A 12,692-nucleotide genomic window follows, 5' to 3' on the forward strand; every position below is an offset into this window, starting at 1 on the left:
TGCCGAAATAAGAAATGCCATGCGCAAAAAGGCGATAGCAAGCTTGGTCAGTTTACTATCGCCTTGATATTTCAACTCTCTATTTGCGATGTCACAGTATCGTCCAGCCAGATCCAGTCAGTTTACTATCGCCTTGATATTTCAACTCTCTATAAGACCTTTACACTCTTTCTATAAAAGCCTTTACGCTCTATTTCTTACACTAAGGCATCGGCATAACCCATGCGAGTGAGCGCGGTACGCACTAACTCTAAGGTCTGTGGATCTTCTATGGTCGCTGGCGCAGTATATTGCTGATTATCGGCAATTTTTCGCATAGTACCGCGTAAAATTTTACCCGAGCGCGTTTTAGGTAATTTTTGAATCGCACTCACTAACCTAAAGGAGGCGACGGGACCAATTTCTTGGCGTACCAGGGTTATTAACTGTTTATGCAACTCTTCATCACTGATCGTCACGCCTTTCTTGAGTACCACTAATCCGAGGGGAACTTGGCCCTTAAGCACATCATCGACCCCAATTACCGCGGCTTCGGCCACATCAGGGTGTTGACATAACACTTCTTCGAAGCGTCCCGTCGATAACCTGTGCCCCGCTACATTTATGATGTCATCGATACGACTCATAATGTAGAGATAGCCGTCTTCATCGGTATAACCCGCATCGCCAGTTAAGTAGTAACCCGGATACATAGACAAGTAACTATCTTGATAGCGTTGATCATTTTTCCACAGTGTCGTCAATGTCCCCGGCGGTAGAGGCAATTTAATCACTACATTTCCCGAAGTATTGGCCGCAACTTGCTCACCTAATTCATCCAGTACTTCAACCGCATAACCCGGCACAGGTAAAGCTGGCGAACCCGGTTTAATGGTAACCGGTGCTGTACCCATCAAGTTTGCCGCGACAGGCCAGCCCGTTTCGGTTTGCCACCAGTGATCAATAACAGGTTTAGCGAGCTTAGTGTGTGCCCAAACTAAGGTATCGGGATCGCAACGTTCCCCCGCCAAAAACACATTTTTAAGACAATTTAAATCAACACCTTGTAGATATTCACCGTCAGGATCTTCACGCTTGATTGCGCGAATAGCCGTCGGCGCGGTGAAGAAGCTTTTGACCTTATATTTGGCAATCGTGCGCCAAAATGCGCCGGGATCTGGCGTTCCCACAGGTTTGCCTTCATACATTAAGGTGGTGGCGCCCACCAGCAGTGGCCCATACACAATGTAAGAATGACCCACAACCCAGCCCACATCGGACGCAGCCCAAAACACATCACCCGCTTGAATATCGTAAATATGCTGCATCGACCAAGCCAGAGCCACGGCATGGCCACCATTATCGCGTACCACACCTTTAGGCTGCCCCGTGGTGCCTGAGGTATAAAGCACATACAAGGGATCGGTAGCCTTGAGGGCGACACAATCGGCCTTAGGTGCAGTTGCTAATGCGGCTTGCCAATCTAAGTCACGACCCTCAAGTAAATCGGCCTGATACTGGCTACGATTCAAAATTAGGCAGTGATCAACCTGATGCACTGACTGCGCTAACGCTTTATCTAACAGAGGTTTATAAGGAATGACACCTGAGGGTTCGATACCGCAAGATGCCGACAAGACCAATTTAGGCTTAGCATCATTGATCCGAGTCGCGAGTTCATTGGCGGCAAAGCCACCAAAAACCACAGAATGAATCGCACCTATGCGGGCACAGGCCAGCATAGCGAAGGCGGTTTCCGGCACCATAGGCATATAAATCACCACACGGTCGCCCTTCCCTATACCAATAGATTGCATAAAGCCCGCGAGTCGGCTCACTTGAGCCTGTAACTCCCCGTAGCTAATGCCGTATTCAGTATCAGTAACAGGACTCACATACTGGATAGCCACTTGGTCACCGCGTCCAGCCAACACATGGCGGTCAACGGCGTTATAACAAGTGTTCATCTCACCATCGACGAACCAGTGATAAAACGGTGCCTGCGATTCATCGAGCACCGTTTGCGCCGGTTTAATCCAATCGAGCGTCTTCGCCGCTTCTCCCCAGAATTCGGCTTTATTAAGCAAGGATGCTTGGTGCAACGCTTGATGTTTTTGTTGGTTCTGTTTTTGATTTGTGGCTTGCGCTACAGATGCATTTTGCTGTTCGGTCAACATATGTCCTCCAATCAGGACTGCGACTCACATCGTCAGCCGCAATAACTACCCCTTCCTGCTTCTATTATTAGCAAGGAGGTCTAAAGCCCACTATTAGACGTTAGCCTATAACCAGAAGATATTTGTGGTTTTATGTGAGAACACTAATTTAAAGCATACGTTTTAATCTCGCTGCACAGGCTTATGGCAATTGGGATTGACACTTTTTTGCCAACAGAATAAAAGCCAAAATCTTTACCTTTACGTAAACTTCATATATCTTGCTTAAAACTGATTATTTAGGGTGCATGAATGAGCGCAACGAACACACCACAAACGACTTACTCGATCAGTGATCTCTCAAAAGAGTTTGATATCACTACTCGTAGTATTCGTTTTTACGAAGACCAAGGTTTGCTTAAACCTAAACGCCGCGGCCAAACCCGTATTTATAGCCTCAAAGACAGGGTGCGTCTCAAGCTCATTCTTCGCGGTAAACGCTTGGGCTTTTCTTTGGCAGAAACCCGTCGTTTGTTCGAATTATACGATGCCGACAAGAGCAGCACTTCACAACTCAATACCATGCTGGCGCTAGTGGAAGAAAAGAAGTCCGCACTACAACAGCAAATGGACGACATCAAAGTCGTATTGATGGAACTCAATTCCGCCGAGCAGCAGTGCCGTTTAGCCTTAGAAGATAACAAAACGGCAAAAGCCTAAATCCCCGTTGACACAAAATCAAATCAATTTGATGGCGATAACGACTACGGATTTAAGTACAAGATTTAAAAGACTCAAGCACCTAAAAATCATAAAAACTATAACAATCTGAAATTAGAACATCTGAAAGGACACAAGCAATGAACTCTCTCTACACAAGTCTAAATTTTGGCCTAGGCGAAGACGTCGATATGCTGCGCGATGCAGTGCAGGATTTTGCCGCGAATGAAATCGCCCCAATTGCCGCGAAAGTGGATCACGACAATGCCTTTCCCAATGAACTTTGGCCTGTGCTTGGAGGAATGGGACTGCTCGGAGTAACTGTACCCGAAGAGTTCGGCGGCGCGAACATGGGCTACCTAGCCCACGTCGTTGCAATGGAAGAAATCTCCCGTGCATCAGCTTCTATCGGCCTAAGTTATGGCGCCCACTCAAACCTGTGTGTCAATCAAATCAACCGTAACGGTAATGCCGCGCAAAAAGCCAAGTACCTGCCAAAACTGGTGAGCGGTGAGCATATTGGCGCGCTGGCCATGAGTGAGCCAAACGCAGGTTCTGACGTGGTTTCGATGAAGCTGCATGCCCGTAAAGAAGGCGACCGATTCATCTTAAACGGCAACAAAATGTGGATCACCAACGGTCCAGATGCACACACCTATGTCATTTACGCGAAAACCAACTTAACCAAAGGCGCACACGGTATTACCGCCTTTATCGTTGAACGTGATTCGAAAGGTTTTAGCCAAGCGCAAAAGCTCGACAAACTCGGCATGCGCGGCTCTAACACCTGCGAACTGGTGTTTGAAGATGTAGAAGTACCAGAAGAAAACATTTTAGGCGGCCTCAATAACGGCGTAAAAGTGCTGATGAGCGGCCTCGATTACGAGCGCGTCGTACTGTCTGGCGGTCCGCTGGGGATCATGAATGCCTGTATGGATATCGTTGTGCCTTACATCCACGAGCGTGAGCAATTTGGTAAATCGATTGGTGAATTCCAACTGGTACAAGGCAAGTTAGCCGACATGTACACAGGTATGAATGCCGCCAAATCCTATGTCTATAACGTGGCAAAATCCTGCGATCGCGGTGAAACCACCCGTAAAGATGCCGCAGGCGCCATTCTTTATAGTGCAGAACTCGCCACCAAAATGGCACTGGATGCCATTCAACTGCTGGGCGGCAATGGCTATGTCAACGAATACGCCACTGGCCGCTTACTGCGTGATGCCAAGCTGTATGAAATCGGCGCCGGCACCTCAGAAATTCGCCGCATGCTGATTGGCCGCGAACTGTTCAATGAGTCGAAATAACGCGAGTTTAAATAATCTCTCACAAGTGAATGGGTAGCACCTCACTGTAACTTACAGTTTGCGCCACCCATTCGAGCAAGGTGATACCGAGTTTCCGCTTTATAAGGACAATCAAAGTGACGCAAATAAGCAGTCGTATCAACGCCCGTAGCGATGAATTTAAAGCAAAATCCGACGATATGGCCGCCCTAGTGGCCGATCTCAAAACTAAACTCAATAAAATCGAACTCGGCGGCGGCCCTGTGGCGCTAGAGCGTCATTTATCCCGCGGTAAATTATTGCCACGTCAACGGGTTGAAAAGCTGCTCGATGCGGGCTCGCCCTTTTTAGAGCTATCGCAATTTGCGGCGTTTGAAGTCTATGACGAAGAAGTGCCCGCAGCGGGCATTATCGCTGGTATCGGCCGTGTGAGTGGTGTCGAATGCATGATCATCGCCAACGACGCTACAGTTAAAGGCGGCACTTACTACCCGATTACCGTTAAAAAACACCTACGCGCCCAAGATATTGCCAGCCGTTGTCACTTGCCTTGTATCTATTTAGTCGACTCAGGCGGCGCTAACCTGCCCCGCCAGGATGAAGTCTTCCCCGACCGCGACCATTTCGGCCGCATCTTTTACAATCAAGCGCAAATGTCCGCTAAAGGCATACCGCAAATTGCAGTGGTGATGGGCTTATGTACTGCAGGCGGCGCCTATGTGCCGGCCATGGCGGATGAATCGATTATCGTAAAAGATCAAGGCACTATCTTCTTAGCCGGCCCGCCATTAGTCAAAGCGGCCACAGGTGAAGAAGTCAGCGCCGAAGAACTCGGCGGCGCCGAAGTGCACACTAAAATTTCCGGCGTAGCCGATCATTTAGCCCAAAACGATGAGCACGCGTTAGAGCTTGCCCGCCGCGCGGTATCACGCCTGAATCATCAAAAAGAAATCAAATCACTCTTAAGTCCTGTCAAACCACCGAAGTTCGACATTAGCGAACTGTACGGCATTGTCGGCACCGACTTGAAAAAGCCCTTTGATGTTAAAGAAGTGATCGCCCGTATCGTCGATAATTCTGATTTTGATGAGTTTAAAGCCAACTATGGCGCAACCTTAGTATGCGGTTTTGCCCGTATTCACGGCTACCCCGTCGGCATTGTCGCTAACAACGGCATTCTGTTCTCTGAGTCGGCGCAAAAAGGCGCGCACTTTATTGAGCTATGCTGCCAACGCAAAATTCCGCTGCTGTTCCTGCAAAACATCACTGGCTTTATGGTGGGTAAAAAGTACGAACACGAAGGCATAGCCAAACACGGCGCTAAGATGGTGACCGCGGTTTCTTGTGCCAATGTACCTAAATTCACTGTGATTATCGGCGGCAGCTACGGCGCGGGTAACTACGGCATGTGTGGCCGCGCGTTCGAACCGACCATGATGTGGATGTGGCCTAATGCCCGTATTTCTGTGATGGGCGGAGAGCAAGCCGCAGGCGTTCTCGCCACAGTACGCCGCGACGGTTTAGCCCGTAAAGGTGAAGAATGGTCACTTGAGGATGAAAAAGCCTTTAAAGCGCCGATTGTCGCCCAGTACGATAAAGAAGGTCATCCGTATCATGCCAGCGCCCGCTTATGGGATGACGGCATTATTGACCCGGCGCAAACCCGCGATGTGGTCGGCCTTGCCCTATCGGCAGCATTAAATGCTCCTATCGAAGACACCCGCTTTGGTGTGTTCCGTATGTAAAAGGCACATGTGAAAAACATATGCCACACAAGAAGATAGGAAAAAAATAATGACAGACACATTAAACAGCGCTAGCGACGCAAAGGATTTAAGCAACTTACAGCACGTGAGCCATGCACTCAATAACGGAGTTGCCGAGCTTATTTTAGATCGCAGCGATGTGCACAACGCCTTCGATGAAGTGATGATTAGCGAGATGATTGCTTTGCTTAGCTATTTTGCTGAGCACAAGCAATGCCAAGTGCTGGTACTCAAAGCGAACGGCAAAAACTTCAGCGCCGGCGCCGATCTCAATTGGATGCGCAAGCAAGCCAAAATGGACTTTGAGCAAAATCTAAATGATGCCAAAGCCTTAGCAAAACTGATGCAGGATCTTGATACCTTTCCAAAACCCACTATTGCATTAGTGCAAGGTGCAGCCTTTGGCGGCGCACTGGGGCTGATTTGCGCCTGCGATATCGCTATCGCCACGACGCGCGCCAGCTTTTGCTTGAGCGAAGTGAAACTCGGATTAATTCCAGCAGTAATTAGCCCTTATGTTGCCCGCGCTATGGGTAACCGCGCATCGCGCCGCTACATGCTGACCGCCGAGCGTTTTAGTGCAGAAACCGCATTAAAGCTTAATGTCATTCATGAGATCAGCGATGACTTAGACGCCGCCGCAAAGCCGATGATTGAGGCGTTGCTAGCCAATAGCCCGCAAGGCATGGCATGGGTAAAAACACTACTGTCGCATCTTGAAGATGGCGTGATAGACCAAAACACCATTGATTACACTAGCGAGCGTATCGCCCGCATTCGGGTATCGACCGAGGGCCAAGAGGGCTTAAACGCCTTTTTTGAGAAACGTCAGCCTAACTGGCAACAAGCGTACTCAATGCCCTCCAAACCCATGCAAAAGCCAAGTGATACCCAAGGAGCCCTTTGATGTTGACCAAGCACATGTTTACCAAACTATTGATTGCTAACCGCGGTGAAATCGCCTGTCGCATCATCAAAACTGCCCATGCCATGGGCGTTCGCACCGTTGCCTTATATTCCGATGCCGATAAAGAAGCACGCCATGTCGCCATGGCCGACGAATCCTTCTACTTAGGCGGCAGTGCGCCGGCAGACTCCTATTTAAAGGGCGATTTGATTATCGACATCGCCAAAAAAGCGGGCGCCCAAGCCATTCACCCTGGTTACGGTTTCTTGTCTGAAAATGCCGACTTTGCCCGTAAATGTGAAGCCGCTGGCATCGCCTTTGTTGGCCCAGGCAGTGATGCTATCGATGCCATGGGCAGCAAAAGCGCCGCCAAATCTATTATGACTGCGGCAAACGTGCCCTTAGTGCCGGGTTATCACGGCGATGACCAAACCGATGCGACCTTAAAAGCGGAGGCTCTGAAAATCGGCTTCCCTATGCTGATTAAAGCGGCTTATGGCGGCGGCGGTAAAGGCATGCGTATCGTCGAGAATAAAGGCGAAATCATGGAAGCCGTTAACTCGGCGCGCCGTGAAGCGGCCTCTTCTTTTGGTAACGATAAGTTATTGATGGAGCGTTATTTACGCCAGCCGCGCCACGTCGAAGTGCAAGTGTTTGCCGACACCTTTGGCAACGCGATTTACTTATCGGATCGCGATTGTTCGATTCAACGTCGCCACCAAAAAGTGGTCGAAGAGGCGCCTGCGCCCGGTTTAAGCGATGCACTGCGCACCCAAATGGGTGAAGCGGCCGTCGCGGCAGCCAAAGCCATCGATTATGTTGGCGCAGGCACTGTGGAGTTTCTGCTCGACACAGACAATAGCTTCTATTTCATGGAGATGAACACCCGTCTGCAGGTTGAGCATCCAGTGACTGAGATGGTCACAGGCCAAGATTTAGTGAAATGGCAATTGATGGTCGCCAGTGGTCAGCCACTGCCCCTTAAGCAAGATGAAGTGCGTATTCACGGCCATTCTTTTGAAGTGCGAATTTATGCCGAAGATCCACAAAATGAGTTTTTACCCGCCAGCGGTAAACTCAACTTTTTGCGTGAACCCGAGCAAAGCAAATACGTGCGTATCGATTCGGGTATTCGCGAAAATGATGTGATCAGTAACTTCTACGATCCTATGATTGCCAAGCTTATTGTGTGGGATGAATCGCGCCCGCGCGCCCTGCAACGTTTAGTGCATGCCTTAGAGTCGTATCAAATCAGCGGTCTTAAGCACAACATTGAGTTTTTAGCGAACATTGCCGAACACCCAGCGTTTGCCAATGCCGACTTTAGCACTGACTTTATTGGCCGTTATGGCGACACCTTAATTGGCACAGCTTCAAGCGAAGCTGACACTGCCCTTGCCTTTGCCGCGCTGTATCAAGTGCTTGCCCGTAAAGAAGCCGCCAAAGCGCAAGCTGTCAACAGCGCCGATCCTTACTCGCCTTGGGGTCAAGTCAGCGGATTTAGACTCAACAGTTGCAGTCAGCACAATATTGCCCTGCTCGATGATGCCCATGAATTGCAGCAGTTAGTGATGCTCGATTTAGGCGGCATGTATCAGCTACCGCTGCACGGTCAAGATTGGTTACTAAATGGCGAGCTGAAACAAGATTTACTGCTCGCAGAAATCAACGGCCATAAGAGTAAAGTGCCCGTTAGTGCCCAAGGTGATGACTTTACGCTGTTTTTATCCTCTGGCAGTTACCACTTTAAAGCAGTGCAAACACTCGTGGTCGAAGAACAAGCCAGCAATGCTGACAAGTTAAAAGCACCGATGAACGGTACGGTAGTGACCCATTTAGTCGATGTCGGCACACAAGTGAAAGCGGGCCAAGGTTTGCTAGTGATGGAAGCCATGAAGATGGAATACACCATAGAAGCACCCTTTGATGGTATCGTCACTGAATTCTACTTTAAGGCGGGCGAGCTGGTCACCGATGGTGCAACCTTGCTTAACGTTGAGCCGCTAGAGACAGACGAGCCAACCGCGATCAAGGAAGCCTAAGATGTCGTTAGCCAATCTAAGCCAAGCAGCGAACGCCAAAGACAGGGTCAATATCTTCGAGATGGGCGCACGCGACGGCCTGCAAAACGAAGTCGCAGTGCCGACGGCAGCTAAAATCGCCTTGATTGAATCGCTGGCAGGTGCGGGGCTTAAGCGTATCGAAGCCGGCAGCTTTGTGTCACCTAAATGGGTGCCACAAATGGCTGATTCTGCCGATGTGCTCAAGCAAATACAGCGTCAAAGCGGCGTGGTGTATAGCGCGCTCACACCCAACGTCAAAGGCTTTGAACTGGCACTGGATGCAAAAGCGAGTGAGGTGGCAATATTTGGCGCCGCCTCACAAAGCTTTAGTCAGCGCAATATCAACTGCTTGATAGAAGAGTCGATTGAACGCTTTATCCCTTTGATGGAATTAGCAAAAAAACACAATATTCCGGTGCGCGGTTATGTGTCTTGTGTGCTCGGCTGCCCCTACGAAGGTGAGATAGCGGTCAGTGAAGTGGCCCGTGTGTCTGAAATCCTTTACAAAATGGGCTGCTACGAAATATCGCTCGGCGACACTATTGGTGTAGGCACGCCGCAAAAAGCCCGTAGAATGCTGCAAACAGTGGCTGAGCGCGTCCCAGTCGAAAAACTGGCGCTACACTTTCACGACACCTATGGCCAAGCATTAGCCAACATTTTGGCCTGCTTAGACTTAGGTGTGCGGGTGTTTGACTCCTCGGTTGCGGGTCTTGGCGGCTGCCCCTATGCCAAAGGCGCATCGGGCAATCTTGCCACCGAAGACTTAGTGTATATGCTGCACGGCATGGGATTCGAAACGGGTATCGATTTACAAAAACTCGCGTTAGCAGGTCAAGCCATCAGCACGCAGTTGAATCGTAAAAACGGTTCGAAAGTGGCCACAGCCCTGTTAGCAAAATAAAACAAAAACCATTAACGACACCAACAACCGTTATTAAAAACGCGCGTTATTTCCCGCGCGTTTTCTAAAGCATAAAAGGACATCACAATGGCAGGACTCAATAAAGTCGTCAGCAGCTATGAAGAAGCGTTAGCTGGCTTATCGAACGACATGACCATTATGGTCGGCGGCTTTGGCCTATGCGGCATTCCAGAAGGCTTAATCAATCAAATGGTTAAGATGGGCGTTAACGGCTTAACGGCGATATCAAACAACGCGGGCGTTGACGATTTCGGCCTTGGCTTACTGTTAAAACATCGCCAAATCGCCACTATGATCGCCTCTTACGTGGGTGAAAATGCCACCTTTGAACAGCAAATGCTCTCTGGCGAACTGAACGTGATTTTAACGCCCCAAGGCACGCTGGCGGAAAAGATCCGCGCAGGCGGCGCAGGTATTCCGGCATTTTTCACCGCTACAGGCTACGGCACGCCAGTCGCTGATGGCAAAGAAACCCGCGAAATCAAAGGTCGCCATTACGTATTAGAAGAGTCGCTGACCGCAGATTTTGCCTTAGTGCGTGCATGGAAAGCCGATACCATGGGTAATTTGGTATTCCGTAAAACCGCCGCCAACTTTAACCCTATGATGGCGACCGCGGGCAAAATCACTGTGGTTGAAGCCGAGTTTATTGTTGAGCCGGGCGAGCTAGACCCAGATCATATCCACACGCCGGGCATCTATGTTGACCGCGTTATTCAAGGCAAGTTCGAGAAACGTATCGAGCAGCGCACGGTAAAAGCCGCGAAATAAAAGGCGCTGGCAAAACCTTGAAACACAGTTAACGCAATTGGCACTTAGCTCCCTAAAGTAAAAACTAAGGGTAAAAACCTAAGAATAAAGACCAAAGCGTCAAAGCCAAATAGAAAGGATAGATATCATGGCATTATCAAGAGAACAACTAGCTCAGCGCGTCGCCAAAGAATTAAAAGATGGCTACTACGTTAACCTCGGCATTGGCATTCCAACACTGGTGGCCAACTACATTCCCGAAGGCATGGAAGTCATGTTGCAATCGGAAAATGGTCTACTCGGCATGGGCGAATTCCCCACCGAAGACACCATAGATCCGGATTTAATCAATGCGGGCAAACAAACCGTTACCGCAGTGAAAGGCGCCTCGTTTTTCTCATCGGCGGAAAGCTTTGCCATGATCCGTGGCGGCCATGTGGATTTAACCGTACTCGGCGCCTTTGAAGTCGATGTCAATGGTTCTATCGCCTCGTGGATGATCCCAGGCAAACTCATCAAAGGCATGGGCGGCGCGATGGATTTAGTCGCCGGCGCCGAAAACATTATCGTGACTATGATGCACGCCGATAAATACGGTAATTCTAAGCTACTGCCCGTATGCGAATTGCCACTGACAGGTTATGGCTGCATTAAACGCGTTGTCACAGATTTAGCCTTTATCGAAATCAAAGATGGCGCATTCCATTTACTCGAGCGCGCATCAGGTGTCAGCGTCGAAGAAATCGTCAGCAAAACTGCTGGCAAGTTAATCGTGCCAGAGCATGTACCAGAAATGGTGTTTTAAGCGTTCAGTTTAGCTTTGCTTCTTAACATCACTGCTCAAGTTTTATATATTAAAGCTCAGAAGATAATTCTGAGCTTTTTGTTTATCTAGCAATTAGTTAACGCTGCGACTTGAGAGCTAATCCTAGTCAATTGCACAACTCATTCATTAGATATGAATTACCTGATTAACTCATTAGATTTGAGCAAATGACCTCTTGAAAAAGCGATAATACGCGCCAAATTGTAGGCTATAGCTCATTGCAGTTCGTGATAAGGATGCGGAACGAATACCTTAAGTCCTATAAAACACTAACTAATTGTATATATTAAACAATGCCAAAATAACACCTAAAAACTATCCGCACAAAGCCAGAGGAAAGCTTATGTACCAGATTGCGATTGTGATATTTGATGAATTTACCGATATCGATTTCTTCTTAATGCGCGATATTCTCGGCCGTACAAAAACCGATTGGACAGTAAAAGTTCTCGGGACAAAGCCTAGCCACAGGTCGAGTTTGGGGATGACGGTTGCAACCGATGGTCATGTGGCCGAAGTCGCTGATGCCGACGTGGTATTATTCAGCAGTGGTTACAAAGGCGTACCTGCGGCACTTGCTGATACTGAGTTTATATCCGCCCTTAAATTAGATCCCACACGACAATTGCTTGGCAGTATCTGCGCGGGGTCATTCTTCTTTGCCAAATTAGGGCTACTCGACAATCTTTCAGCAACGACTCACCCCGATGCAAAACCTGCCCTAGTTGCCATGGGCGTCGATGTAGAAGACTGCGCCCTCGTGATTAATGGCAATATTGCCACTGCGGGTGGCTGCTTGTCCTCACTCTATTTAACCGGCTGGGTTGCGGAGTGCTTATTCGACAGTGCGAAACGCCGCGAAATTCACAGGCAGCTTATTCCTGCTGGGCAAACAGATATTTTTGAAGCATTAATCCAATCCTCCATCTCCGCGGCCATTCGTTAAAAGTGATGTAGATACTCTCGATGAATGAAAAGGATCCCATGATAAAACTTAAAAATCTTCTCGAGGCTATAAAAGCCGAGCATCAAATAACCACCCAGAATGAACTTGTGGCTTTGCTATCGCAAAATGAATTACTCATTCAGCAAATCCAAACTGCTGATGCGCAGTATTGGGTCAATTTTGCTAAGAATACCTTCGATGGTTGGTATTGCATTCGAACACCTATGCTCAGTACCTTTCATGTTTATTACCAAGAACGTGGACAAAACTGCTGGGGAGAAGATGTTTTTACCGAGCAAAGTGAAGCCATAGCTGCGGTTATTTTTATGTCAGGCATTTGGGATCAAGTCCACTAGCACTAAGCA

Annotated in this window: 11 protein-coding genes; 10 read left to right on the forward strand and 1 reads right to left on the reverse strand. The window is 48.7% G+C overall.

The features are described 5' to 3' along the window. Positions 1–197: 197 nt before the first annotated feature. A complete protein-coding gene (locus tag L5M17_RS18315) occupies positions 198–2,156 on the reverse strand; it encodes a propionyl-CoA synthetase (RefSeq protein WP_263148756.1) in 1,959 nt (652 codons plus the stop codon). A 291-nt stretch (positions 2,157–2,447) separates the two neighbouring features. Here L5M17_RS18315 and L5M17_RS18320 point away from each other — a divergent pair, with 291 nt between their 5' ends. The 10 genes from L5M17_RS18320 to L5M17_RS18365 all read left to right on the forward strand — a co-directional run bounded on the left by L5M17_RS18320 (position 2,448) and on the right by L5M17_RS18365 (position 12,683). Then, the gene (locus L5M17_RS18320; RefSeq protein WP_006082318.1) at positions 2,448–2,855 is read left to right on the forward strand and encodes a MerR family transcriptional regulator; all 408 of its coding nucleotides are present in this window, start codon (positions 2,448–2,450) and stop codon (positions 2,853–2,855) included. A 140-nt stretch (positions 2,856–2,995) separates the two neighbouring features. Then, positions 2,996–4,165: an isovaleryl-CoA dehydrogenase gene (locus L5M17_RS18325; RefSeq protein WP_263148757.1), complete on the forward strand. Its 1,170-nt coding sequence runs from the start codon at positions 2,996–2,998 to the stop codon at positions 4,163–4,165. Between the two features lie 116 nt (positions 4,166–4,281). Continuing rightward, positions 4,282–5,889, forward strand: a complete 1,608-nt coding sequence (locus L5M17_RS18330; RefSeq protein WP_263148758.1) for a carboxyl transferase domain-containing protein — start codon at positions 4,282–4,284, stop codon at positions 5,887–5,889. Positions 5,890–5,938: 49 nt separating this feature from the next. Continuing rightward, on the forward strand, positions 5,939–6,817 hold the full coding sequence (locus L5M17_RS18335) for an enoyl-CoA hydratase-related protein (protein WP_263148759.1): 879 nt from the start codon (positions 5,939–5,941) through the stop codon (positions 6,815–6,817). After that, on the forward strand, positions 6,817–8,859 hold the full coding sequence (locus L5M17_RS18340; RefSeq protein ID WP_263148760.1) for an acetyl/propionyl/methylcrotonyl-CoA carboxylase subunit alpha: 2,043 nt from the start codon (positions 6,817–6,819) through the stop codon (positions 8,857–8,859). Before L5M17_RS18335 ends, L5M17_RS18340 begins: the two co-directional genes overlap by 1 nt. 1 nt (position 8,860) lies before the next feature. After that, positions 8,861–9,784 carry a hydroxymethylglutaryl-CoA lyase gene (locus L5M17_RS18345; RefSeq protein ID WP_263148761.1) on the forward strand — a complete coding sequence of 308 codons (924 nt, stop codon included), beginning with the start codon at positions 8,861–8,863 and terminating at the stop codon, positions 9,782–9,784. 87 nt (positions 9,785–9,871) lie between these two features. Next, the gene (locus L5M17_RS18350) at positions 9,872–10,576 is read left to right on the forward strand and encodes a CoA transferase subunit A (RefSeq protein WP_198573826.1); all 705 of its coding nucleotides are present in this window, start codon (positions 9,872–9,874) and stop codon (positions 10,574–10,576) included. Between the two features lie 127 nt (positions 10,577–10,703). Continuing rightward, a complete protein-coding gene (locus tag L5M17_RS18355; RefSeq protein WP_263148762.1) occupies positions 10,704–11,360 on the forward strand; it encodes a 3-oxoacid CoA-transferase subunit B in 657 nt (218 codons plus the stop codon). 364 nt (positions 11,361–11,724) lie between these two features. Beyond that, on the forward strand, positions 11,725–12,327 hold the full coding sequence (locus L5M17_RS18360) for a DJ-1/PfpI family protein (protein WP_263148763.1): 603 nt from the start codon (positions 11,725–11,727) through the stop codon (positions 12,325–12,327). A 38-nt stretch (positions 12,328–12,365) separates the two neighbouring features. Continuing rightward, positions 12,366–12,683, forward strand: a complete 318-nt coding sequence (locus L5M17_RS18365) for a cytoplasmic protein (RefSeq protein ID WP_263148764.1) — start codon at positions 12,366–12,368, stop codon at positions 12,681–12,683. The last annotated feature ends 9 nt before the right edge of the window (positions 12,684–12,692 follow it).

This window comes from Shewanella sp. SW24, assembly GCF_025653395.1.
Taxonomy (GTDB): domain Bacteria; phylum Pseudomonadota; class Gammaproteobacteria; order Enterobacterales; family Shewanellaceae; genus Shewanella; species Shewanella oncorhynchi.

Coding starts and splice junctions, on each gene's coding strand:
- L5M17_RS18315 (WP_263148756.1), bottom strand. CDS start 2,156: ATGTTGACCGAACAGCAAAATGCATCTGTAGCGCAAGCCACAAATCAA.
- L5M17_RS18320 (WP_006082318.1), top strand. CDS start 2,448: ATGAGCGCAACGAACACACCACAAACGACTTACTCGATCAGTGATCTC.
- L5M17_RS18325 (WP_263148757.1), top strand. CDS start 2,996: ATGAACTCTCTCTACACAAGTCTAAATTTTGGCCTAGGCGAAGACGTC.
- L5M17_RS18335 (WP_263148759.1), top strand. CDS start 5,939: ATGACAGACACATTAAACAGCGCTAGCGACGCAAAGGATTTAAGCAAC.
- L5M17_RS18340 (WP_263148760.1), top strand. CDS start 6,817: ATGTTGACCAAGCACATGTTTACCAAACTATTGATTGCTAACCGCGGT.
- L5M17_RS18345 (WP_263148761.1), top strand. CDS start 8,861: ATGTCGTTAGCCAATCTAAGCCAAGCAGCGAACGCCAAAGACAGGGTC.
- L5M17_RS18350 (WP_198573826.1), top strand. CDS start 9,872: ATGGCAGGACTCAATAAAGTCGTCAGCAGCTATGAAGAAGCGTTAGCT.
- L5M17_RS18355 (WP_263148762.1), top strand. CDS start 10,704: ATGGCATTATCAAGAGAACAACTAGCTCAGCGCGTCGCCAAAGAATTA.
- L5M17_RS18360 (WP_263148763.1), top strand. CDS start 11,725: ATGTACCAGATTGCGATTGTGATATTTGATGAATTTACCGATATCGAT.
- L5M17_RS18365 (WP_263148764.1), top strand. CDS start 12,366: ATGATAAAACTTAAAAATCTTCTCGAGGCTATAAAAGCCGAGCATCAA.